The sequence below is a fragment of the Arenibacterium sp. CAU 1754 genome (assembly GCF_054482635.1).
The window spans coordinates 851,812-875,822 of sequence record NZ_JBTLRG010000002.1; the positions used below are offsets into that span (position 1 = coordinate 851,812).

Below are 24,011 nucleotides of genomic sequence, written 5' to 3' on the forward strand. Positions count from 1 at the left end.
TTTACTCCTTCAAAGCGACTTTCAGGTCGTTGAAGACCTGTTTTTTATGGTCAGGTGATGTGGGAATAATAAAAAGCCTTACGCCCTTTGCATCCAAAGCCGAGCGCAATTCCTCGGTCACCCGCTCGTCCTCAACCGCAACAATGCGTTTCTTTCGCCAGAAAAGTGGGATCTCGGCACCTGCGATTACCAAAGGATTTGGCTCAGGAGGCGGCAGTTCTCCTGCATCAACATCTGCTCCAGGTGAATGAGCGGGGGATGATACTGATCCTGCCCCGTTTGCAGCTGTCACTGGTGCAGGGTCTTTTCTGGTTTCTTCCGGTGCAGAGGTCGTGCTGTAGGCTAGTCTCAGCAGCATCCTCTGCATTTCCTCATCACGTCGCTCGATATGCTCGTGGTCAGGTTGGTTAAAATAGGAAAGTACACATCGGTAACAGCCAGCCACGCAGTCCACACCAGTCTTCTGAACAAGCTTTTCAGGATCACTATGTGGCGTGCTGAAGGATGAAGGCTCAAAATGCATGATTTCGAGTGCTTTTCGAGCAACAAGTGCGATGCTGTCTTTTTCAGACACCATCTGTCCGAGAGCCCCAGCACCACCTTCGGCGGCTTCATAAAACAAAAGCGCACGGCGTTCTGAACGGGAAGGCGTTGGCTCTACGAGGATCTCGCCTTCTTCAAGCTGGAATACAGCTTCGATACCACGAGCCAATGCATGCTGAAGTGTGGTGAGTGTCTTATCAGCTTCCTTCCCAAGATCGGAGAGCCACTCATCATCAAACCTGATGAGAAGTGCATTCTTACGGTCTTCTACCGTCGGCACGATGAGCTGTTTGAGTTGATCTGGGCGTTCTTCTTCACTGCCATCATCTTTGGGTTTGCCGACCCATACGCCAGTTTTTGGGTTGATATAGAAGCCAATCTCTGACTTGTCGGCTCGACGCCGCAAGCCTTTATTGATCCGGCTGATATAGGCAGCTTGAGCGTAGTCGATTTGGATGATGTCGCCATCATCATCTCTGACTTTCATCGAAGCCGTGTAGCTGGACGCATCAAAAGCGAATGTCGTCTGAATCTCAAAGCCTTGACGCTTACGCTCTTCGTCATTTGATGTGATCCGTTCAGCGGGGCGTGTGCCAACATTCTCAATACGGTAGAGATTGGTCAGCGGAACAGATTTACTGAGTGCTGTGTTACACACATGGCAACGTTCCGGATGCTCACCATCATGGCTTGCTCCACAGGAGGGGCAGAGGGCACGTGATTTGGTGCTCAGATAGCCATCATCTCGGTCACCAGCCTCCTTGAGAAGGGCGCGGTCAACACGGAAGGCACGTCCCTCATGATAAACGAGGCTTTGAGGTCCGAATTCTGAAATCGCAAGGAACCTGGCACGCTGGATGTAACGCTGGTTCTTGCCATCATTTCCGCCCTGCACGTAAGCCATCAAAGGTAAGCGTGGGAAGTTATATCCGGGAAGGAAACCTTCTGTCGCCAGATACCTGTAGATGTAGAAGTCATTATCCCTGTTCGACTGGTTAGACAAAAGGATAGACCGCTGGAACTCGCCCATGCGGCGGCGATCTTCTGCAGCTTTCCGCTCTGGGGGGGAAATCGTGTAATCTTTCAGGGTTCGCTCAGCCAAATCGATAGAACGCTCAGCAGCCTTCAAGAGATCTCGCCAGCGGTCGAAGGTATCATTGAAGCGATTGGGAGCCTTCGAGACGATATCCGCGGTGACAAACTCCTTAGACTTGAACCAGCGTGGGTTGTCGCCCCCGTAGTCTTTTTCCAGAGCTATCAAAACAGCTGTGATAAGTGGTTTTGCACGGTCAGCGGTGTGTGGGGCAGCAGCCACATCCCGGATTTCTGGCAGGAGTGCTTTTTCTGGGTCAGAGAGGTCAAGGTTAGCCTTGATGTTCTTGTCCAACTCGATGTTGTCATCCTTCAGCTCCATACCCAGTGAGGCAAGCCACTCAGCGTTGAGATGGCTTTCAACCAAGTCACGGTTTTTGAGATCGATGGAGGGTGGGACCACAACGCCATCAACAAGATCGGTCTTTCGGTCGAAGAAATACTGATCGTGCGGACTTTGAGCGGCGCAATAGGTCAAGATCAACGCAGCCTGTCCACTACGGCCAGCACGACCACTGCGTTGTGCGTAGTTGGCGGCTGTAGGGGGAGCATTGCGTAGATAGACCACATTCATGGCGGAAATATCGACGCCAAGTTCCATTGTTGGGGAGCAGAAAAGCGTCGGAAGAAACCGACTGTCTTCCTTGAAGTTTTTCAGGCTTTCCTCTGCCTCCAGGAGGGCTTTCTGGTCTTCCTTTCCGTAGCGGAAGCGCATCTCCCGCAACTCTCTAAGGTCTCCTTCGACTTGGGCGGTGTGCTCGCGCCCCTCAAAACCGAAGAGAGTCTGTCCACCTCGGTCGAGCATTTCAGAGACCATCTGATAAACGCCGACAAAGTAGGTATTTGTCAGTTCGGCATCAGTAAGCGTTTCATTGAGAGCAAAGCGGACGGTAGACCCAGCGAGCCGCCAACCCATCCCGAATGGGCCAGCTTCTTTGATGACCGAGCCATAGTTCTCAGATGCTTTCAGCAGCCCTTCAAGAACTTCAGGAACCTCTTTCAACTCGATGCGACGCCCAGAAAAAATCAGGTCCCGCATCTTGCGTCCGAGGGCGCTGGTAGGACTTCCACGAAGGAGCCGGTCTTCATCCTTATTCTTCATTTCCTTTCTCTTCGGCGGCTCGGTCATGAAGATTGTGGAGGTCACCATGCGGTCATCATCGACGTTCCACGGTGACTTGATGAGGTTGTGGTTTTTGCCGACCAGTTCTTCGAGCTTAAGTCTGTTGAGAGCGGCACAATCAACAGCAAGACCTTTGCGCATATGGTCGTAAAGTGCCTTGAGAGCCTCTCTACGTTCCTCTGTGCTGGCATTATTGAGGATGGGCGAGCTTCGGAATTCATCAGCATCAGCTGAAATATCATCCAGATATTTGTAACGTGCTGAGAGCAGCCCAAGCTGTTCAAGGTTAGGGTTCGTGTAGCGCCAACCTCTACGCTGATCGATCCAGAAAAGATGCTGTAGGTTCTGCCGCAAGATGGCTTCAGCCTCGTTGCGACGTTCACCCTTAACTCCGGTGTTCAGTAGCCATTCGGGCGAACGTTGGGCATAATCTGGTGAAGCAAGGAAACCGAGCGCTTTTTGGACCTCTTGACCAATATTTGCTTCATCGAGCGAGCCATCTGGCGCTGAACGCAGCGCGCTAATGATCGCCCCCCTAAGCATAGTGACAAACACGAAATCGTTGAAGTGACCTGCCTGTAGGGCAGCATCCTGGCGATTGTCCGTGAATGCGAGTAGCTTGCGCGAGTAATCGTCAATCGTGGACTCTGGCGAATTCATCCAGCGCAACACGGTAGACAGCAAGATGGTCGTGGCAGAGCTTCTGCTCTCGGCACTCAGGGATGCCAGTTTGTTGATGTCTCGTGCTGTAGAGGTGCTGACATCCCGACAGGAGGGGCAGAAACGATATTTTCCAGGCAGGAACCAAGCTTGCCGTGATCCGGAATGAGCGGTCCCGTCTGGCAGAACAGAAAACTGTTGTGCCCGCTTCTTGCGATAGGTGGCTTTCAGGCGCTTTTCGCCATTTGGCTTCTCATCAAGCCATGCGTCTGGGTAGTCCTCGTCTTTTCCGGAAAAACTGAAGTCTGAACTTGTGGGTTCAGGCATTAGGAAACCCCAATCTGCCCCATCATCATCTTCATCGCCTTCTACAGGGATATCGTCGATTTCTCGCTTCTCGAAGACATCCGTACCGTCATGGCTGCGAAGTGTTACCGGATGGAACTCTTGGCCGCAGTTCCGGCAGAAATGGGTGGGGTAGAAACGTTCAGCGTCATTATTCGGGTTGAAGAGCTGCCCGCTGAAGGTCACATCCCGCTCACCCTCAGGGCGCAGGGTCATATAGAGCCTGCCTGCACCCGCTACGAACTGGTGTAGTTTAAACGCAAAAAGTGGGGAGTATTCCTTACTACCCTCAACTCGGTCTTTTTCCGGTACAGAATATCCGATGAGTGCTTCACGAAGGGCTTGAGCGCAGAGTTCTACATCCAGTCCACAATCAGCGGAAAGGGTCTTAGCCGCTTCTTCCAGTGAGATTGGCTTTGCTCTTTCAGGCTTGGTTTCAACATTTTTGAGCCCAATCCGGGTCTCAACCCAGATAGCCAGAGGATCATCGAAGAAATCAGAATTCTTGCGACCTAGGGCAACATTACCCTTGGAGGCAGCGAGAACTGCATCGGAAAGTCCAGTTAAGCCTTTACCCCTAATTTTTACAGGGTTTGTCACTCGTTTGAGGGTTTCTGTCACAACGGCATCTGGCCCGATATCAGCTCCAAAAATCTGACTGGCAATGCGTGCGACAGCTTCGTTCTTTTCGTGTTGGGCACCCTCTGACGCCATGGTTGCCGAAGTGCCAATGCACAGGGGAGGGTTCTTGGGGTCACCGATGCGAGAACGTAGGCGACGCATGAGCATGGCAACGTCTGCACCCTGCCTTCCCCGGTAAGTATGAAGTTCGTCTAGAACGATGAACTGCAAGCCTTCACAGTTCTGCAAAACCTTACGATCCAAGTCACTTTGACGTGTCATCAGAAGCTCAAGCATCATGAAGTTGGTGAGGAGAATATCTGGCGGATTCGCCTTGATGAGTTCTCGGTCTTCGTTGCTTTCTTGCCCCGTGTAACGGGCATAGGTGACAAGACCACCAGTTGCGGAACCTAGGTAACCTTCGAGTTCTTTTGCTTGGCTATTCGCCAATGCGTTCATCGGATAGATGACAATAGCACGTGTTTTCGCGCCTCCACCCGCTTTCTTGGCGCGAATGGCGGCGTCTATGATTGGAATGAAGAAACACAGAGACTTGCCAGATCCTGTGCCGGTTGTGACGACGTAGCTTTGGCGTTCTTTTGCGAAGCTGATAGCTTGTTCTTGGTGCTTGCGAAGCTTTAGGCTTGGATCAGCCTGATCCGCTGGGCCCCACTTGTCGTGGAACACGTCAGAGCATTCTGGCTCAAGCATACCTCCTTTGATGAAATCACGGATAGACCCGCCTGATGCATAATGTGGATTGATCTGCAAAAGCGGTTCGGGCCAAAATCGATTGTCGTCATACAAAGCGTCAACCTTCGAAGAAATTTCTGGTGACCTGATTTTCGTAAAGGACCTTGAAAATGCTTTGTATTGATCGATAACAAATCGATCGAGATTGAATACGTCCATATTCCTATACTTCCGCTCTCGCCAGTGAATCTCTGTTTTGGAGAATAATTTGCTGCTCATTGGGGGATCTTGAACTCGGATCCACGTCCAAGCCTAGCCGCTTCAGGTTGTAAAATAGAAGGCATCTTCGCACTTGTATTTCTGCTATCCCGTTCTGCATTGCGTAGTCGAGTTCAACTATTCTCCGTTGGTTTTCGGATAGGCCAGGGTGCGGTGCGATTTTGAGCGTTATTGTTTGGTTCCAGTCTTCATCTGTACTGCCGTCGACATCGGATTGTTCCCCCAATGCGCTCTTCAGTATGCGTCCGAGAACAAAGTCTTTGAAAACTTGGTCGTTTGAGCAAAGCGCTCTCGCATGCCAACGAAATCCATCATGTGCGAGGGCATGAGGGATGATAACGCGATTTTCTGGATCGGGGGAGGACATGGACTGATAGCTTATCTGCAGCTCTTTGCGCTGTTCACAGGCCAATAAGACGTTGCGAAGTGTTAGCGCGCTTAGTCCGCGCCCAGGCACAGTGGTTGCCAGAATGTCCGGTTGGTAGACAATCCAGTCTGCAGCGGGGACTGAACCGCCCCGTGAGATCGACAGGAGGTCGTCAAGATACTCTGACGGATCAAGCGCAGTGTAGTGTTCTTCGAACTTCGGGCCCAGAATGTAGGTCTTGGCCGTTTTATCATAGATGATGTGTTCGGGATGATCATTGATGTAGCTATTGAGGTCTTTCGAAGCTTGAGCCCGACTGAGGCCCATAACATCCATCAGATCCGCAAGGCCGACACGTCCACGCCAAAAGACCCTGTGCTCAATGAATGCACGGCGATCCTGCTGCCATCGTGAAAGACTATTCGATTCGCTTGTCATAGCTTAAGTCTAATTCAACCTAGAGAATGGGTCTACATTTAAGAACCATATACTCAGCGGACTGTCTGCGATATCTTGTAATTCTGTCAGCGGGTTGAGGGATTGCTTTGGTCTTGTATCGCGCGCGACCTGGGAAGTATCGCATGGTTTCAGAAGAACCCGCGCTTAAACGCGCGGGCAACATCTCCCAATAGACTGCACCGGGGCTCAACGGGCTGTTGGCCCGCTCACCCCGATCCAGACATCATTCCTTTTTGGGGTCCGCCCAACATCCCCGACCGTGGAGGTCAACCTTAGTCCATCCCCAAAATCAGACACCAATTTCCCCTGTCTCGTGCGCGAGCCATTCCTCGCGGGGCAAATTGGCGTCTGATTTTGGCGCAGACATTTTCTTCGCAAATGTGGCCGATTGACAGCCCGGTTCAGGGCCGTGGGTCGGGCTTTGCCCTCTCCCACTCTGTTCCGCCGAATACATGCGTATTCGGTCAGATCAGGTGGCCGAGGCGCAGCCCATCGGCGGAAGGGGGCGCAAAGCCTCACCCGCGTCACTTTGATCAAGGAGGCCACAAATGGCACCGAAGTTTGATGTTTATGCCCATGTCACCGAAACCATTATTGCAGAGATCGAGGCAGGCACGCCGCCATGGCGCAAGCCGTGGACTGGGAGCGCGTCCGGCATTGCCTTACCGACACGCCACAACGGCGAGGAGTATCGCGGGATTAATATCCTGATGCTCTGGGTCATGGCGGTCAAGCATGGCTATGTGTCCAGCCACTGGATGACCTACAAGCAGGCCCAAGAGCTGGGCGGCCAAGTCCGCAAAGGTGAAACGTCGTCGACCGTGGTCAAATACGGGACGTTCACCCGAGAGAACGAGCAGGGCATTGAGGAAGAATTGCCTTACGCGCGAGCCTATCGCGTGTTCAATGCCGATCAGATCGAAGGTTTGCCGGAGGAGGACTACATCCGGCCCGAGGCCCCGCGCGATCTTGGCACGGCCGAAGATCCTGGGCTTGAGGCGTTTTTCAGCCGGACAGGGGCAGAGATCCTCACCAGCGACGACCCGCGCGCCTACTACAGCCCCGCCAAAGACCACATTCACATGCCGCCGATTACCACGTTTCACGATGCAGCAGGCTATTATGGGACGTTGGCCCATGAGCTTATCCATTGGACCGGCAGTGAAAAGCGGCTTGAGCGGATCAAGAAATTTGCGAACCGCGAAGCCTATGCCTTTGAAGAGCTGGTGGCGGAAATTGGCGCTTGCTTCCTTGGTGCTCAGATTGCTGTCGCGCCGGAATTCGGTCAAAGCGCCGCCTATGTTGAAGGGTGGTTGAAAGCGCTCAAAGAAGACAAACGGGCGATTTTCCGCGCGGCGTCCGAGGCGCAGAAGGCCGCCGATTTTGTCCTAGCAGCGGCAGGTCAGAGCAAGGAGGTGGCAGCATGATCCCAGACTATCACAGCGATGATTTTTCGACTGCACGTCTGGAAGACACTGTCAACTTGCGAAGCGCGGCCCGTGAAGCGCGCGCCACGCTCTACGCGGTCTTGAACCGGCTGGAGATGAACGACCTGGACGGCGAGGAGCAACCCTATATCGACGATTGTCTTGGGGCTCTCGCAATCCTTGAAGAGGCGTTGCGATGACCTTGGAAGACATCAAAGCAGCAGTGGACGCGGGCAACGGCGTTCATTAACTCTTGAGATGAAAGCGCATCTTTGGGTTCAAACCAGTTGGTTGGTCGAGCAATATTGCTCAAACAATTGAGGTTTGAAGAATTTATCTTGGGCGGAATGTGGGAAATTGGAAAATTCACAGTTTGAAATTCATGAAACACGGCAACTCAGCAGAGAACTTGACCGAGATTGGGAGCAAGAGCTTGTTGTATCTCGAGCAGGGGAAGCTTTTTTACGTTTGGCCGGAGATGGCACGGACTACCGTGTAATGACTGCAACGGCAGGCGAAAATGACCTCGGACTTGAGGCTTGCAAACATCCCGATATCCTTCTTCAAGCTGCGCATGATCTGGCCGTCAGAAAGATCGATGGTTTTGACGGAATCGAGCGTGATCGAAAGGGAAGGAACTATGTCCAGCTGTTCCAGTTTTCGCAAGATGAGGGCGTTTCAGATGAAGACTTCACGAACGAACTCCGAGAGCTTCTTGAAGAGTTTTTTGACATCTACGATGGCTTGAGAGAGCTGAAGTAAATGAAAACAATCAAGTGGCTTTGGATCGCAGCCCTATTGGCAATAGGCTTCAAGTTCTACGGTTTGATTAGTTCCGGGCCCGACGGCTACGGGGCGAATGAAATGGAATCCTTTGTTGGCATGGTCTTAACTTTTGCCCTGTTATCTGCGATCTGGTTGGTTCTGTGGGCAATTGGTCGAGCCAAACAGGCAGTTGCCAGCAGATTAGCTGATCGCGGCTAAAGGCAACGCACCACATAACTCTGCAGAATGAAAAGGAATGAGCCGCCAGTCTTGGCGGCTTTTTTGATTTGGCTCGGTAAGCAAACGTGATTGCGAATGTGGCCGGGCTTTGCCCGGCGGTCGCAGCGTAGGGCTGCTCCAAACGGAATACAGGCAGTTGATGCAATATTATAATATTGAATCAATTATGGTGAAATGCCATAACAGAGCTGCCTGTATGATGCTGGCAAGAAATAGGGGTGATTACTTCACATGGGCCGACCGCGCGCACCACGGCACAAGCGACTGACGCAAAACCAGCGTTTTGCCATCGTGCGCAAGCGTGCCGAAGGGGTGGCGATCGAGGATCTGGCCCGTGAATTCGGCGTCACGACCCGTAGCATCTTCTACACGTTGAAGGCCGATCAAAGCCGCAAGCTTGATGCACGCGTACGCTCCGAGTTGGTGAATGTCCGGCTCACGCCCAAGGAGTTGGCGAGCTTTGATGCGGTCTTGACGCGGCATGATATCGCCAGCCGCGCGGAGGGGTTGCGGCGGTTGATCCATGCGTCGAGTGATCTCTTCGTTCCCGACGATGAACTGTCCAACCAGATGCAGGGCTTGTCGGCCTCGCTCAATCGCACTGGCAACAATATCAACCAGATTGCACAGCGCCTGAACGAAGCAAAGCGGCAGGGTAAGACGCCGCCTTATGGCAATTCTGCCCATGGTCAGGTGCGCGCCTTGGCCGGGCTGATCTTCGACATCGCTGACCAAGTCCAAGACATGGCGCAGCGCCGCCGCAGCGCGCTGTCTGGCGAAGTTGCCCGCGTTCTGGGGGGCTTTGCCGATGGCCCGGAATAGCGCCGTTGCCGCCGCGCAGGAGGCCTTCTTTGATCGCGATTGGAGCCGCATTCGCGGCAACGTCCCGCGTGCCCGTGCCAAGCAGATGGCGCGCGCGGCCATGGGGCATTCGCCCGCGATCTTCAAAGCCATTCGCGATGGCGGCACACACAACAAAACACTGCTGCGCAACCAGCTGGAATACCTGACCACCAAGTCGAGCTTTATCATCGATAGCCGTGGCACATATGACGGCCAAAGCGTCCTTTCGGCCAAAGAGATCGAGCAGGTCACGCGCCGGTTTTCAGCGCAGTGGAATGAGGGGTTTCACCCAAAGCTCGGGCATACCTCGCACCTCTTGATGGCCTTCCCGATTGGCACGCGCGGCGAGGATGTCGCCGAGATCACGCGCGAGATTTGCGAGCGGTTCTTTCAGGGCAAAGGCAGCCACTTTGACTACATCGCCGCCGTGCATGAGGACCGGGATCACCCGCACGCCCACATCGTTCTGAACCGGCGCAGCAAGGATGGGGAGTTCTTCTTTCTGAAGGAGGGGCACCATTTCAACTACGACAGTTTTCGCGAGGCGATGGTGGAGGTGTCGGACCGCTTTGGGCTGCGGCTTGAGGCGACGCGAAAGCTCGAGCGTGGCATCACGACGAAGAGGCCAGGCGATGTAGAACAGCGCCGCGCAGAAGCCAAGGGCGAGAAGCTAACCGAGCGCGTAGCGCCAGAGCTTGACCGTGCCTTGGCGGAGGTGGCGCAGAACGCGCAGCTCTATCGCAGCCTTGCGGCCGAAGCCTCGCGCGAGAACCAGCACGACATTGCAGCTGCCTTGGATAAGGCCGCGACGCTCTTGGCGCAGGGCAATCCAATTGAAGCAGATGGAAGGGTATATGGCATGGCCGAAGAACAGCATTCGTTTGATGAGATCGTGGATGCCTTTCACGACAAGATCAATCAGGCCGAACGCATTGTAGCGGACGCCCCGGTAGAGCGACGTGCGGCGCTAGAGCATGAGCTAAACGACATCTATCGCTCTTTGTCGCATCTCAGCCCAATGGGAACGCAGTCCCACACCTTGCTCGAAGACGCGTCCAGGAGTGGGATTTATTCGGCTGCGAACATTCAGGCAGAGGCCCAAAGTGCCTTGAAGGATTCAGCGCTCGCCGAACGCCTTCAAGAGGCTTTGAAAGGCACCGGCATTGACGCACAGGATGTTACGCGTCGCGTCGAAATAGGCGCTGGTAATGCCGCACTGGAGCGGCAATGGCTTGGCCGGGATTTGAAGGCGATTGCCGAGAATAAAGGCTTTGACCTGTCACGCGCCGATCAGCTGGAGAAGGCGATCGACCGTCTCGACCAGGTCCACAGTGATCTGGGTCGTTTGTTGGCCGATGCTGAGGTTCTCAAAGACAGCGGGACGGTGGAGACCGACCGGCAGGAAGCCATAGTCGACGGGTTGCCGCCGACCACGGCTGATGTCCTAAGCCGTTTGAGGGATTATCCGACCGAAGATCCTTTCCGCAGTGACCTAGAGCGCGAGACCTTGCGTGCCGAGCTGGAGGAACTGGTTGGTGAAGAGTACGCCCCTGACTTGGCGATTGGTGATGAGACCACGCTGGAAGAACATATGAGCGATCGGCTGGACCGGCTCTATGCGGCCAAGGCCTATCTCCAGAGTGACGCCGCACTGGCGAACAGTGTGGCAATGGAGCACGTCCTCGACGAGATCGCCAATGAAGAAATTGATGTTCAACGCGAGCGGCACGTCGATGCCGATGGCGAAAAGGGCGTGACGCATGGGTAAGGCGCGGATCGCACTCGGCGTAATGAGCTTTGCTCTTCTTGGCGCGGCTTTGGGCTATGTCCTGGCGTCGGCCTTTCTGACGTTCCGCTGGCTCGGTATCGGGGCGGATATCGATTTCCTGATGCTGGCGCGCAGCTATGGAGGGATTCGCACGACCCATCCGGCCGATATACAGATCGTTCACTTGATCTTGGGGATCAGCACCGGTGCTGTTGTTTTGCTCAGTGCCGTCTTGATGAACGACGCGCTGACCAAGTTCGGTGAAACCCACTGGCAGCAGATATCCGAGATGAAGCGGAACGGCTTTTTCGGCAAGCCTGGCCACGGCTTTGTCCTCGGCAAAATGGGCAAACCGAAGAGCCGCAAACCACTTGTCATGTCCAAGGTCTTTCCCCATGCCCTAATCGTGGCTCCGACCGGACGCGGCAAGACGACGGGTTTCGTGATCCCGAGCCTTTTGACCTATCAGGGCAGTGCCGTGGTGCTGGACGTGAAGGGCGAAAACTTCGAGGCGACGGCGCGCCATAGGGTCTCGCAGGGTGATAAGGTCTTTCGGTTCGCGCCCACTGACTGGAAGGATGGCCGCTCACACCGCTACAATCCTTTGCTGCGCATTTCGGCGCTGGAGAATGTCGACCGCCAGCAGATGGAGTTGCAGCTTCTGGCCTCGCTGTTTCTGCAAGCTGAAAACGACCGGGTCCAAGGGCTCCTCGATGGCGGCATTGACCTGTTTGTGGCGGCAGGACTTTTGGCGTTCGAGCGCGAGCGGCCGACCCTGGGCGAGATCTACCGCATCACAGCGTCAGGCGGGGACAAGCAGAGGGAATATCGCCGCCGTGCAGACGAGGTGGTCAATCCGGCCGCGAAGCTGATCTTCATGCGCATGGCCTCGACCAACAACGACACCTTGACCTCTTACCTTTCGCTCTTGATGACCTCGGGCCTTAAGCAATGGTCGAACCCTGCCATCGACCGTGCAACAGCAACCTCAGACTTCGATTTTCGCGACATCCGAAAGGAGTCGTTTTCGGTCTACCTGGTGGTCGAGCCGCTGATGGTGAAACCGCTCGCGCCGCTGATCCGCCTTTTTTTCTCAGACTTGCTGGCATCACTGCAGGACCATGAACCTGGAAAGGACGAGCCTTGGCCGGTCATGATTATGCTCGATGAGTTCAACCGCCTGGGCAAAATGCCGATCGTGCTCGACAGTATCGAAACTCTGCGATCTTACCGCGCCAATCTCGCGATCGTCACCCAGACCATCCCGGCGCTAGATGAAATCTACGGAGAAAATGCCCGCCGCGCCTTGCAGGGCAACGCGGGCATCAAGCTCTATCTCACGCCCTCAGATGAGAAGACCATCGAAGAGCTCAGCAAAGCCGTCGGTAAAACCACCAAGCGTATCGTGACCCGCTCGCGATCGGTCGGCCGCAACCCCTTCGCCGGGCGCAGTATTTCCGAACGGACGGAAGAGACGGCTTTGTTACCGGAGGATGAGGCCCGTCGCATGGATCTTGATGACATCGTTCTAGTGGTCGACGCGCAAATGCCCGTGCGGGCGAAGCGGATCAAATACTATGAGGATCGGTTCTTCAAACAGATCTTCGACAAGCAAAATGGTGATTTGCCTTTTCCCTCATCTGAGGACCAGATGCGTGGGCTTCAGGGACAGATCAAAGCGCTGGAGGCTAAGATTGGTGCGTTGGCAGTGTCAAGAGGAGCTGCCGGTGATTCCTATGAACGTGGTGGGAAACGGCGTGATGAGATCGATGATTTGACCAGCGAAGAACGAAGTGATTGGAAAGACGACAAGCCTAGTTTAGGCGAGTACAAGGCTGGAACACACAGAGTGGAGAAGTTTATGGAGGAGGCGGCTCGAGAATGAAGGCCGGGAAGCGGTCGGTATTCGCCTCGGTTGCAAGGCTGCCTCCTCTCGGAGGTCAAAGCGGCCATTAAGCTTGTCAAACGCAAGCGTTGCATGCCGCACAGATTGGAAACCTACACATCTAGATCGGCGTCGTGCCGCGTAGTTTGAGTGCTAACGAAGGTTTCGTAACTCCGTGCCAATGGAAGACCCGGGACCGAATGCGCCTAGAGATCCGTCGCTTCGGATATCAATTCGGTGATAGAGTTCAAGATATTCGCTGCCATGTGTGGAATAGCCATCCCGTGTTGGGATAATGAAAAGCTTCTCAGGGTACTTGTGAGGGTCCGCATACCCAATTTCCCATGGGCACCATCGAGAATCCATTGAGTTCGATGTGGCCAAGAAAAGAAAGTAGTCGAGGTCACGTATGCGCTTCTTGATCTTGTCTGCTGTCACTCGGTTCGGCTTGCTAGGCATCGAACCGTCCATCCAGTCCACATACACGCGCCAGCCAGCCTTACGCAACAAATTTACTGTACCTTGAACTAGCGCGCGATCCTTATGTGCATGACATAAAAATGCTGTTGTAATGCGACTTCGTCGGGCTTCCGAAAGCGATTTTGCAATCTGTTGATCGGCCATTCGCGCTTCAAGCCTTAGGTCGCTCATGGAAATTGGCATCAAAAAATCTTCATGCGTTTATGCTCATTTGAGCCTACTCAGGTAGATCCGGACTTCCGGACTAATTCCACTAAGGGTTGAAGTAACTCATTCAAAGAACCCACCGGTTTGTTCAATTCTGCGATCAACGGAAGTAAGTCAGGTGGTATACTTGGATATTTCTCCGGAGCAGCAAGAACCCGAGCAGCTAGGTCTGCTGCCGTTGAGCCAGTGGCACCAATCGGTAGAAGTACAAGACCGTTCTCTGCCGCAATCTCAAACTCGGAAACCATTCCGTTTGCAGGAACAATCTCGTCACTCGCCTTTTTGTTGCCAAAGAGGAACAGAGCGGAACCTGCCGAAGGAATGAAGTCACTGCGGTATTTGTGCCAAAGCGCCTCTCGCTCTGTTTTGTCGTCCACATATTGAGGAAAGGGCCTAACCAAAAGGTGGTCATCGATTTGGCGCTCAACACTTCGATACACTTCTTCTAATGCTCCAGTGAAAAGCGCGTTGCCTACTCCAAGCCCCAACCCAGTACTAATCCGCAATGAATTCTCGACTAACAATGAGCCAAGCTTCCTCATGAATTCTGTGACTGCTTGCTCGCCCCAAGGATCGAAGTTGGCTGCACTTGAAGACACGAAAACGGTGCGCATTCGAAAGCGTCGTGCAACCTCTCTCAGCGCTTCTGTTATTTCGTCATATTCATCTACGAGTATTGAATTCACATTGAAGCGCTTAAGGTCTTCTATCATTAGTCTTTGACGCGTTTGCGCCATCCGGAAATCTTCTTCGGTCTCATCTGCCGCTTTCGAGCGTTTCTTGAAGAAGGCGAAATGGCGGCGTTGATGCTCCTCGAATGTCACTCGAACCCTAGAGAGGACATAGTCTAGATTGGGATCTGAGAAGCTGAAGCCTATGAAAACGAATGTCTTTGATACTAGATGACCAGATAGGGCCGTAACAAATGCACCATGGGTCCTGAAATACTTCTCGTAGTTGTCCTTTGTTAAAATGGCCTCATCCGGATGCTCGACATCACCGTGCATTTTGTAGACGATTGCATCACGCCGAGACCTCGTATTTGCCAGCTGCTTGACTGTATGCTTAACGTCCGCGACCTTTCCGGCCTCGCGCAACGCCTCTTCGATTAATCGATCATAATTGGTCGTCCAGTAAACTGGTATGTCCAACTCCGCTAGAATTCTGTGGTTTTCAGTGGGTTCAAGATTTCGACCCAACGCATCCAGAATTGTTTGATTGATCTGCCCTCGACTCCGCGTCTCGTTCACGTGGAACTGAGCTAGAGCGACTAGGTCGGGTTCCTTGGAAACATCTAGTTCTAGCTCTCTAGCTAAGGGCTCGAGCAACTCGGCCCAATCTACGTGGCCCGCAGCTTTGGACGCGCCCGCGCCAAGAAAAACTGCGGCGTTCTCGGCCCTGATTTCTTCGACGAACTTTTCAACAAACAGAAGAACTTCACGCTTCATGTCTTCTCCTATTCTCGATGAAATCCAACATTCTCTTCGAGAAGCAGTAAAACTAGATGAGGGGCCAGACCTGGCACTTACTTGTAGCTCGCTCGGTTTTTGATCGCTTCCTCAATCCAGCCATCGATGCCATTTTGAATGGAAGCATAAATCTCTTTGGACGTGCTACCTGTCGGGTTCTTCAGGGTTGGAGCAGTGCCGAGAGTAACGAGTTTCCCTTCTTCAGAAACCTTGAGATCAGCAAAGGGACTGTTGCCCTTAAGCGATGTGTTTCCTCCGAGGTCCTTTAACCCATGAATTTGGATGCCAAGAACACCCTTCTTGTCTTCCCAAGCCTTGCGGATTTCATACCTAACCCAAGGCCTGGTTGCTGTTTCACTTCCGATCAGAACAACAAGACACGACTTCCCCGACATATTGTCGTTGATCCATTTCTTGATCGCCGCATCGCCCGTCTTCTTGATCTCTTCCCACCTGTTTGGCGTCACTAGGCTGTTCCCATCCAGTGAGTTCATATTCCGCACCTGTTGGGTTCTTGAATGGTCGTTCTTGAAGTGAAAGCTAAAAAATACACGCCGTGCCATATCGTATCCCTTTTCCAAATGCCGGTGTTACGAGCTACAGTGTCGCATTCAACTGAGGATCTTTGCCAAGTTATCCCAATTCCAGCGATAAAGCTGGCCAGCTCCTTTGACAGGTGTGTATTGCCCATCGCGATAGCCGATGATTTGTACAACCCTTTTGCCTTGCTCGCGAGCCATTCTTATCTCTTTCAATACGCCTGGAGCTCGGTGGGTTTGGGGGCCGACCATCACAAGCACCACCTTGGCGCGTGCAATTGCCCTGGCTGCCTTTTGCTCCCAACTCCTCTCAGGAGCGGCTTCTTTGAGCGAATGGTCAACAACCTGAAAAGGCGAATCCTCGCGACGAGCCTGTTGGATGATGAAGTCCTTAAGCTTGCGGTCGTTGTCGAAATCAAAACTAATAAAAATAGGTGTTTTCAAGAGCTACTCCCAATTGGCATAATGCGTTTTTTACAACTTGAAGTGGGGTTTGAAAAGGGTTGCTTCAACCCATGGCGGCCTTCGCGCCATCAGATTTCCTCCCGCTCACGGGAGCGAGTGTGGCTATTGGTTTAAAATCAACTTGGGGCCTGTCCCTACTTTGCGCCAAACTTGCCAAACATTGGGCGCGACCTTGCCCAAAGGCTATCCTCAATGTCTTGGACAAGCGATGCGTCCGCCGCTCCACGAACCGGAGTGACCTCTACGTTAAAGCTGTTTTCTGCATCTGGACACCAGAGATGCAGCTTTAGCACATACGTGCCGTCGGCACTGGTGTGCAAATGCTGATGAAGTCTCGGCCCAACATCTCTTGAACTGCCAACATAGACAGTTCTGCTGTCACCGACATTGTTGTTTCGGGTCAGCACGAGCCCTTCTGGTCGCTCGAACTGTTCAAAAGCCCGTCTTAACCCATTCGCGCCAGCCTGGTCATTTACGGTGAGCCGGTAGATGGCCGCACAACCGATGTCTTGGCCGAGGAGTGGTCTGATCCAGTCGCGAATCTCTCGAGGTGCGAACCCCGCTCTTATCTGTTGAAATGAGAACTCTCGTTGGATTACATCCCCGAACCGCGCATTGTTAAGAGCGGCCACGCGGTTCTCGAGGTTAGTACGAGCGAAATTCAGCACGTCATCATCAATCACTTTGCCAACCTCTCATCTGATGGATCAGGAATTTCAAGTATCCGAACTTGTAACGGAACACTACTCAAGCCTTAGAATTGGCGCTTTCGCTGGATGTCCGGAATGCGGGCTACAACTGGAGCATCTTGTTAGCCCCGCGAACTTCTGGACCGGGCCGTTCACTCCAACCGCTTCGCCCGTTCAGCCACCTTCTGAACCATCGAAACAGTCGCACCACCTGCTTGTCGTATCCCAGCCCCGGCGATCTCAGCATTCGACCTGGTCCCAAACCGTGCTCTCGCCCGCGAGCCTTTGGTGCCCATCACCCCTTTTGCGAAACCGCCCGGGCCGGGAATGCTCGGCGGTCCGGCCATCATGAAGTTGCCTGAGATTGAGCGCACGATCAGCGGGGTGGCGATGATCATGCCTCCGGCGAGGAACATCATCATGAAGAAAGGCACTAGTGCGCCGATGTTGCTTGCGCCGGAGGGATCTCCGAGCTCGGTCATCAGCGAGCGCGACATGCCGACGACGGTCGAAAACACGCCTGCGATCACGAGAGGATAGAGCGCGTATGACACCGTGCTGGACAGCCAGCGGTGGAAATAGTCCTTGCTGACATCAAATAGCGAAAGCGCAATCATGATCGGGGCGATGCCGATCATGAAGGCCAGCATGATCTTCGCGAAAATCAGAACAAGGCCGCAGAGCGCGCCGATGACGCCAAGGAGGAAAGCGCCGATCGCGCCGATGAGTGCTCCGGCCATCCAATGCATGTTATCGCCCGCCGCGTTTAGGTAATCGCCAAATTCCTCGATGAGATCGTCGAAGGCCTCTGCAAAGTAGGATGCACCTGCACTGCCGCCGCCAAGTCCTGCGACCATGCCGCCCGCGAGCTGGTCGAGCCCGTTGATCAGCGCGCTGGCCACGGCATTGAACTGGACCCAATTCATCGCAAACAGCGAGATGAGCATGAGTTTGAGCGCGAACCAGAACGCGGTCCGCCCGTCCATGGATTTGTATTGAAACACCATGTTGAGAAAGACGCCGATCACGGCGAGCGTCGAGGCTATAGCAATGACGCCGCCAAGTTGACCGGCGACGTTGCCAAAAGTGGTTTGGGCCGCGTCGTCCAGAAAGTTGTCGGTTGTCTCAACCATCCAGGTGACGACGCCCATCGGATCCTCCTCGGTTTGGCTTTAGGTGCTCTCGCCTGTGCGGCGTTTCAGGAAGGCCTTCAGGATGTGCTCGCCGTCAAAGTCCGGCACGACGGAGACCAGCTCCCAGCCATCCTGACCAAGGGCGGTCAGCTGCGCTTCGATCTTTGGCGGCTTTGTCTTGGCGGTGTTGATCAGTTCAATCTTGTATTCAAACATGGGCTGTTTCCTTTGAATGGGCCGGGTCAATCGGCAGGTAGAATTCGGTGATGCCGCGTGCGCCTTCATGGCGACCTGCCTGGATGATCACATCGATCGAGCGGGTGATGTAGTCGTTCATGTCCTGGTAGGTCATGGGCACGTCGGTTTTCAGGGCGGCGATGGCGAGACGCTGGACCGCCAGCTGCGGCGTTTCAGCGTGCAGCGTGGTGAGAGAGCCACCATGCCCGGTGTTGATCGCCTCCAGGAAGGTCATGGCCTCTTTGCCGCGTACTTCGCCCAGGACGATACGGTCCGGCCGCATGCGCAGGGTAGAGGTCAGTAGGACATCCGCGCTGCGTGTGGCCTCGTCGCGGTCAGACATCAGTGTGACGACATTGGGTTGCGTCGGTCGCAGTTCAGCAGCCTCTTCGATCGTAATGATGCGCTCGTCGGCGGGCACGAAGGAGAGGATTTTACGTGCCGTGACGGTCTTGCCGGTCGAGGTGCCACCGGAGACGATCATGTTGAGCTTGTGGGTGACGCAAAACTTGATCGCGGCGTCGATGTCGCCGGTGGCCACGACATCGCGCAGCTCGGCATTGCGCTTGCGGCGAGCACCTTGATTGCTGCGCTCTTTGCTGAAGAGGTAGGACAGCTTGATCTGCTCCAACGGCAAATCCGCAAAGAACCGCAGGGAAATCGCAAAGCCACCATCAACGGCGGGGGGCTGGATGACTTGCGCGCGGATTGGGCGGTTTCGGTAGGTGATGCTGACCGAGACAATGGGTTTCGTTCGGCTGAGCGTGGTGTTTGCGGCCGAAGCAATCTGATTGCCTAAATCCTTGATCTCGTTCTGCGAGAGCCGCCGATTGATGCATCGCATGAAGTGATCACCCTGAAACTCTGCCCACAGTGTGCCGTCGGGGTTGATGCAAAGCTCGATCAGCTTCGGATCACGCGCCTCGGAAATCTTGTCCATCGAACTTTGCAGATAGCTGGCCGCCATAATCAGAAGATCTCCAGATCGCGGTCGACCATCACGGTGACGCGCGCTCCTTGGTCGACATAGATCACGGGCGAGACGGAGAGGTATTCGCCAATCACGCTTTGCGCGCTGTCCTGAAGGTCTTCGCCAATGCCCTCGAGCACGTCCGACGCGATCTCATCTTCGGTGTTCTGGGCTGCCACGGCAGGCAAGGCTCCGATCAGCGATATCAGGGCGGCTGACCCAAACCGCGTGCCGAAACGACTGTCGACAAAGCCGGTCGTGCCGGACCGCCCCAGTTCATCACCACCAAAAGCGCTGATTTCGACGGTCTGGTTGCTGGGCAGAATGATCCGGTCCCAGGCGATCGTCACGCGTTGTTGAGCGATATCGAGGCCGGATTGATACCGCCCGATGAGGCGCGCGCCGCGTGGGATCAGGATGCGTGAGCCGTCATAGGCGTGGACATCTTCAGACACCATTGCGCGGACTTGACCGGCGAGCGAGCTATCGATTGCGGTCTCAAGCACGGCCTGGATCATCGTGCCCTGAATAACCGTGTTTGACGGGTTCACAATCACCTGGGCCTGCGTCACCTCAGCGGGTTCAGCGCCATTGCGGACAAAGTCTGTGTCACCGTCAAGCCGCCGCTGCTGCGCGGCGGTTTCATTGTTGCCGCCTCCGGTGCCGCCAAAGGCGATGATTGGGCTGGCGATGCGAGCTTGCAGCTCCTCAAGCTCTGCCTGTCGCCGCCGTTCCAGTTCCTGAAGGCGCAGCTCTTCGGCCGTGGGGCCGGTTGGAGCGGGCGTGCGCGGGGTTTCCAGGCGCGCAAGTTCCAGATCATTCTGCAGTCGCTGGATTTGCCGTGCACGTTCTTCCAGCTCCTCGCGCATGGCGGCCTGTGTTGCGGCTGCCTCGCTGCGAAGCGCGTCGATCTCTGCGCCTAAGGTGTCCAACGCTTCTGTATCGACGGCCGTAGCCTCAGGTGCTGGCGCGTTGCGAATCGCCTCAAGCTCGCTCCGCATTGCATCCATTTGCGCGCGCAGTTCTTCTGTTTCGCTGTCTGGTTCCGGTTCTGGCGGCGGGGTTGTGTCAATCGGTGCAGGCGTGGGCTCGAGCGCACCAAAGCCCGGTCCCGCTGCTTGGAACTCATCCGGTGAGGCGGTTTCGAGGCCTTCGGGTTCAGAGCCGCCAGAGAACAACAGCATGAGTCCCCCAAGGGCCGCGATTGCCACTATGCCCAGGGCAATAGTGACAACAGACGGGCGCGCCTTCGCGTTTTGTGTTTTGCCTTCAAGCGCTTCGAGGCGTTTCTTAAGCTCGGCTGTTTCACTCATCGCGGTTTGCCTCGCTCATCTCTTGGACGCAGATCTCGTCCTCACCGAGCCTGAGAACCCATCGATCACTAACACCCGATACGCGGATCACGCCGTCTGGTCGGGCTAGAGCATTGACACTTCGCTCATTGCCGCCGGACCAACGAAAGATCGCGGGCAGCGGCGCGTTCGCGGCAAAGCGGAAATAGGTGAAAGTGCCATCATCCCAAATCTCGCGCGGGGTAATCTCGGATCGCGCGCTGACGCCGTAGGCGTGGTTTGCCGGTTGGCTTGCGGCTATACGCGATTGCCGAGGGGCCGCCTCGGGATAGGTAAAACGAATAACGTAAAAAGTCGGCGAGCTTGCCTCGGTCACATTGAAATAGTAACTGCGCCGGTAGGTATAGACGGTGATGTTGGTATGCGCGCCGCGAGAGACTGGCTTGATCGCAAAGGCCTGGCCTCCGGGCACACCATCCAACAGGAACCCTTCAGTGTCGCCTGCAATGATCGAGCGGATGGTCTCGCCTTGGCCGAATTCAATGCTGGTCACATGGGTCAGGCTGGTGCGGATGCGGTAGACCTGCCCATCCTGATAGGTGGCCAGCCGGACGCGGGCATCATAGGGGCCTTGGCGCGGCTGGGTCTCGGCATAGGCGGTGCCAGCAAGCGGAACAATTAGGGCGAGGATCAGGAACAGGCGGTGCATTGGTTACTCCAAACGATCCGAACGGATTGCGTATTCGGTTACAGTGAAGCCGAAGGGGTTCTGCCAGACATCGTCGATCGACCGACTATTCTCGGGACGAAACTCAAACATCAGCGTTGCGGTGAAGAGCCCGTTTTGACTGCCGCGCGGTGAATTCAGCCGCTTGCGCAGGCGCACCTGGGCACGATTGGCGCTGAAATGGGTGATCGAAAGCACCTCGACATCAAGCCGGGCATCTGCACCGTAGCTGTCGGGCGGATAGGCCTCATGGCCGCTGGTCCAAAGCGCGCGCAACCCTGCAGCGGCCGCGCCGTCTGACTGGTCAAGGACCCGCCGCACCCGCACGTCATTGTCGAGCTGATTGTATGTCTCTCGATCGATGACATAGCGGTAGACCTGTGCCTCGATGATCGCGGGGCGTTCCGTGAGTGAGACCGCTTCAACCACGGCATTGGGGAGGGCCATGCCGGTTTCGCTATCAAAGGGCACGATCAAGGGCGGTGGGTCCACGTCGAGCAGGGCCACGAGGGCAGCGGCTAGGCAACCTGCCATGCCAAACGCCATGCCTGTCAGCCCCAGCTTCTGCCACATGAGCTCGCGTCGACGTGCGCCGTAGACGAGCTCTTCTTCGATGATTTCTGCCTCACTGTTCATGGGATCAATCCGCCCGCAGGTCCGGCAGAGTGAAGTCCATGTAGCGGCGCTCTTCGGCCAACGTCGCGGCATCGACCACTCCGGATTGGCCAGCGCCGACGGTTTGAATGGCTTCGAGCTCCCACATGCGCGTCATTGCGATGGCAAGCTCGGCTGTGACGCGGGTGTTGTGATCGACGGCTTCTTTGAGCGTTTCCATGTCGGGGATCAGCGAGACCAGCTGTTCGACCCGTTCGAGGGATTGCGCGGCCTCGTCATAACTGTTCTCCGCCGCAGCCGACATCACCGCCCCGGTGCCCGCCTGACTGGCAATGCGTTCCGCGCCCGGATTGCCGCTGCTGGCCATTTCGGACAGGCTGTCTTGGTCAAAGCCTGCATCCTCCAAGGCTTGCGTCATGCGGCCTTCCATTTGAGGGGCTGCATTGCCGATGAGGCCACTGAAATCGCCGCTTTGGATTTGACGGATGGTGCCGAGGAGATCGCCGAATTCTTGGTCCAACAGCCCATCGAGGTCACCGCCCATGGCCATGTCAATGATGTCTGTCGCACCGGTCAGGGCTGCGTAGGTCTCGTTCAACGTGTCGAGTTGCTGCTGCGCCAAGTCGAGCTGTTCGAGAAGCGTGTCGAGCTGGTCGGTCTGGATCCCGAAATCCTCCAGCATTTGCTGCAGCTGGCGAATTTCCTGTGCGATGTTGCGCGTGTCGACTGTCGGAACACCTTGGGCAGACGCAGGTGACGCAACCAAGAGGGCACAAGTGGAGATGACAGAAAGAAAGCGGATCATCGAAGGACCTCCAGATCGAATTGCATGAAGTCTTGTTCGCGGGCCTGCGCGGCCGCCATAGCCAGCTCGGCCGCGCTAAGCGGGCGGGTATGGGCGGCCTTGAGGCGCGTGCGGATGGCGATCAGGCGGGCGAGTTCTGCCCGCGCATAGGTGTTGAGCGACATGGCCGCGTGAATGTCATCTGTCTCGCCGATGCGGGTGATGATGTCCTGCACCCGAAGCGCGGCCGCTTGCACGGAGACCAAGGAATAATCGCCATAGACCCCTGCGCCGAAAGAGGTGAGGCTCATGGTGGAGTTGGCGAGCAAAACTGGATCAATCGTGCCGAGCGCGTCAACGCCGCCGACGCGTGCAAGGTAGAGATTGTAGCGCTCGGGGATCACCTGAACGTAGTGTTGGGTCTCAGTGAAGGGCGGCACGCCACCGTAGCGCTGCACGTTGCCGGGACCAGCATTGTAGGCCGCGAGTCCGTGTACGATGTTGCCGTCAAACATGGCCAGCATCTGCGCTAGATAGCGCGCGCCACCGGTGACTTGGATGTAGGGGTTTTCATAGTAGGCCGGATAAATCCCGAGATCCTGGGCCGTGCCGGGCATAATCTGGGTTAGGCCGAATGCGCCAACAGGTGAGCGCGCGCCGATGGTGAAGCGGCTTTCTTGCCAGATCAGCGCCTGCAACAGGCAGCGCCATTGCTTGGGCGACAGGCCCGCTGCGCGCACGCCGGACATATGGTGCGTTTCTTGCGCGGCCCGAATGATCAGCTCTTCGATCGAGCCGGATGCATCGCCGAACATCTGTGCCGCGCCGGGGTTTGGGTCGACCGGACCGTAAAGCGTTTCTGCGGCGCTTTCAGGTGATGAACCCGCTTCCAAGCTCGCGACCAGTGCGCCTGAGTTCCCGCTGGCCAACGTCGTGGCATTGAGGATGTCTTCCAGCGCCTGGAGTTGTTCTTGCTCGAGCTCTTCAAGCTCTTCCTCTTTGGTTAACCGATCCCGTTGCAGCGCCAGATCTTGTTCGCTTTGCTGCAACACGCGCTCGCGCTGCAGGAACATGCCCGCATCAAAGGTCGGCACGCCTTGAGCATAGGCCATTGGCGCGGCGAACCACACCAAGCCCGCAAAGATATGCTGGCGGTGCCTACCCACCGAATCCTCCAATCGGCCCAAGCAGCTCGAAATTACAATTGCTGCGGCTGACCTCGGCGAAAGAACTAAAGCATTCGGCTTCAGACGGCCGATATTCCGCGCAGGCTGTCAGGGTCAAAAGGGTGAGG

Annotated in this window: 22 protein-coding genes; 7 read left to right on the top strand and 15 right to left on the bottom strand. The window is 55.4% G+C overall.

Features of this window, described 5'->3' with window-relative positions; all coding sequences use genetic code 11:
• Window position 1: 1 nt before the first annotated feature.
• The gene (locus tag ACXYMO_RS10905; RefSeq protein ID WP_458878722.1) at window positions 2-5,356 is read right to left on the bottom strand and encodes a DEAD/DEAH box helicase; all 5,355 of its coding nucleotides are present in this window, start codon (window positions 5,354-5,356) and stop codon (window positions 2-4) included.
• Window positions 5,301-6,161, bottom strand: a complete 861-nt coding sequence (locus ACXYMO_RS10910; protein WP_458878723.1) for a WYL domain-containing protein — start codon at window positions 6,159-6,161, stop codon at window positions 5,301-5,303. Before ACXYMO_RS10910 ends, ACXYMO_RS10905 begins: the two co-directional genes overlap by 56 nt.
• Window positions 6,162-6,730: 569 nt before the next feature.
• Here ACXYMO_RS10910 and ACXYMO_RS10915 point away from each other — a divergent pair.
• From ACXYMO_RS10915 to ACXYMO_RS10945, 7 genes are all read left to right on the top strand, one after another.
• The gene (locus ACXYMO_RS10915) at window positions 6,731-7,609 is read left to right on the top strand and encodes an ArdC family protein (RefSeq protein ID WP_458878724.1); all 879 of its coding nucleotides are present in this window, start codon (window positions 6,731-6,733) and stop codon (window positions 7,607-7,609) included.
• Window positions 7,606-7,809, top strand: a complete 204-nt coding sequence (locus ACXYMO_RS10920; protein ID WP_458878725.1) for a hypothetical protein — start codon at window positions 7,606-7,608, stop codon at window positions 7,807-7,809. Before ACXYMO_RS10915 ends, ACXYMO_RS10920 begins: the two co-directional genes overlap by 4 nt.
• Window positions 7,810-7,966: 157 nt before the next feature.
• Window positions 7,967-8,371 carry a hypothetical protein gene (locus ACXYMO_RS10925; RefSeq protein ID WP_125133651.1) on the top strand — a complete coding sequence of 135 codons (405 nt, stop codon included), beginning with the start codon at window positions 7,967-7,969 and terminating at the stop codon, window positions 8,369-8,371.
• A complete protein-coding gene (locus ACXYMO_RS10930; RefSeq protein WP_298565466.1) occupies window positions 8,372-8,593 on the top strand; it encodes a hypothetical protein in 222 nt (73 codons plus the stop codon).
• A gap of 252 nt (window positions 8,594-8,845) precedes the next feature.
• Window positions 8,846-9,436, top strand: a complete 591-nt coding sequence (locus ACXYMO_RS10935; protein ID WP_458878726.1) for a hypothetical protein — start codon at window positions 8,846-8,848, stop codon at window positions 9,434-9,436.
• On the top strand, window positions 9,423-11,225 hold the full coding sequence (locus ACXYMO_RS10940) for a relaxase/mobilization nuclease domain-containing protein (protein ID WP_458878727.1): 1,803 nt from the start codon (window positions 9,423-9,425) through the stop codon (window positions 11,223-11,225). The genes ACXYMO_RS10935 and ACXYMO_RS10940 overlap by 14 nt, the downstream gene beginning before the upstream one ends.
• Window positions 11,218-13,110 carry a type IV secretory system conjugative DNA transfer family protein gene (locus tag ACXYMO_RS10945; RefSeq protein ID WP_458878728.1) on the top strand — a complete coding sequence of 631 codons (1,893 nt, stop codon included), beginning with the start codon at window positions 11,218-11,220 and terminating at the stop codon, window positions 13,108-13,110. Before ACXYMO_RS10940 ends, ACXYMO_RS10945 begins: the two co-directional genes overlap by 8 nt.
• A 153-nt stretch (window positions 13,111-13,263) precedes the next feature.
• Here ACXYMO_RS10945 and ACXYMO_RS10950 read toward each other — a convergent pair whose 3' ends face one another.
• From ACXYMO_RS10950 to ACXYMO_RS11010, 13 genes are all read right to left on the bottom strand, one after another.
• The gene (locus tag ACXYMO_RS10950; protein WP_458878729.1) at window positions 13,264-13,773 is read right to left on the bottom strand and encodes a toll/interleukin-1 receptor domain-containing protein; all 510 of its coding nucleotides are present in this window, start codon (window positions 13,771-13,773) and stop codon (window positions 13,264-13,266) included.
• A 38-nt stretch (window positions 13,774-13,811) separates the two neighbouring features.
• On the bottom strand, window positions 13,812-15,245 hold the full coding sequence (locus ACXYMO_RS10955) for an SIR2 family protein (protein WP_458878730.1): 1,434 nt from the start codon (window positions 15,243-15,245) through the stop codon (window positions 13,812-13,814).
• Window positions 15,246-15,322: 77 nt separating this feature from the next.
• Entirely contained in the window at window positions 15,323-15,829 is a 507-nt protein-coding gene (locus ACXYMO_RS10960) for a TIR domain-containing protein (protein WP_458878731.1), read from the bottom strand.
• 48 nt (window positions 15,830-15,877) lie between these two features.
• Window positions 15,878-16,249 (bottom strand): TIR domain-containing protein, encoded by a 372-nt coding sequence (locus ACXYMO_RS10965; protein ID WP_458878732.1) that lies wholly within the window; start codon window positions 16,247-16,249, stop codon window positions 15,878-15,880.
• A gap of 155 nt (window positions 16,250-16,404) precedes the next feature.
• Complete coding sequence (locus ACXYMO_RS10970; RefSeq protein ID WP_458878733.1) at window positions 16,405-16,953, bottom strand: hypothetical protein; 549 nt, start codon at window positions 16,951-16,953, stop codon at window positions 16,405-16,407.
• 158 nt (window positions 16,954-17,111) lie between these two features.
• Window positions 17,112-18,110: a TrbL/VirB6 family protein gene (locus ACXYMO_RS10975; protein WP_458878734.1), complete on the bottom strand. Its 999-nt coding sequence runs from the start codon at window positions 18,108-18,110 to the stop codon at window positions 17,112-17,114.
• A 21-nt stretch (window positions 18,111-18,131) separates the two neighbouring features.
• Entirely contained in the window at window positions 18,132-18,308 is a 177-nt protein-coding gene (locus ACXYMO_RS10980; RefSeq protein ID WP_458878735.1) for a DUF4177 domain-containing protein, read from the bottom strand.
• A complete protein-coding gene (locus ACXYMO_RS10985) occupies window positions 18,301-19,296 on the bottom strand; it encodes an ATPase, T2SS/T4P/T4SS family (RefSeq protein ID WP_458878736.1) in 996 nt (331 codons plus the stop codon). The genes ACXYMO_RS10980 and ACXYMO_RS10985 overlap by 8 nt, the downstream gene beginning before the upstream one ends.
• A gap of 2 nt (window positions 19,297-19,298) precedes the next feature.
• Complete coding sequence (locus ACXYMO_RS10990; protein WP_458878737.1) at window positions 19,299-20,612, bottom strand: TraB/TrbI/VirB10 family type IV secretion system protein; 1,314 nt, start codon at window positions 20,610-20,612, stop codon at window positions 19,299-19,301.
• A complete protein-coding gene (locus ACXYMO_RS10995) occupies window positions 20,605-21,300 on the bottom strand; it encodes a TrbG/VirB9 family P-type conjugative transfer protein (RefSeq protein WP_458878738.1) in 696 nt (231 codons plus the stop codon). Before ACXYMO_RS10995 ends, ACXYMO_RS10990 begins: the two co-directional genes overlap by 8 nt.
• Window positions 21,301-21,303: 3 nt before the next feature.
• Window positions 21,304-21,954, bottom strand: coding sequence for a VirB8 family type IV secretion system protein (locus ACXYMO_RS11000; protein WP_458878739.1), 651 nt, complete (start codon window positions 21,952-21,954; stop codon window positions 21,304-21,306).
• 4 nt (window positions 21,955-21,958) lie between these two features.
• Window positions 21,959-22,738 (bottom strand): type IV secretion system protein, encoded by a 780-nt coding sequence (locus ACXYMO_RS11005; protein ID WP_458878740.1) that lies wholly within the window; start codon window positions 22,736-22,738, stop codon window positions 21,959-21,961.
• Complete coding sequence (locus tag ACXYMO_RS11010; RefSeq protein WP_458878741.1) at window positions 22,735-23,829, bottom strand: lytic transglycosylase domain-containing protein; 1,095 nt, start codon at window positions 23,827-23,829, stop codon at window positions 22,735-22,737. The genes ACXYMO_RS11005 and ACXYMO_RS11010 overlap by 4 nt, the downstream gene beginning before the upstream one ends.
• Window positions 23,830-24,011 lie beyond the last annotated feature (182 nt).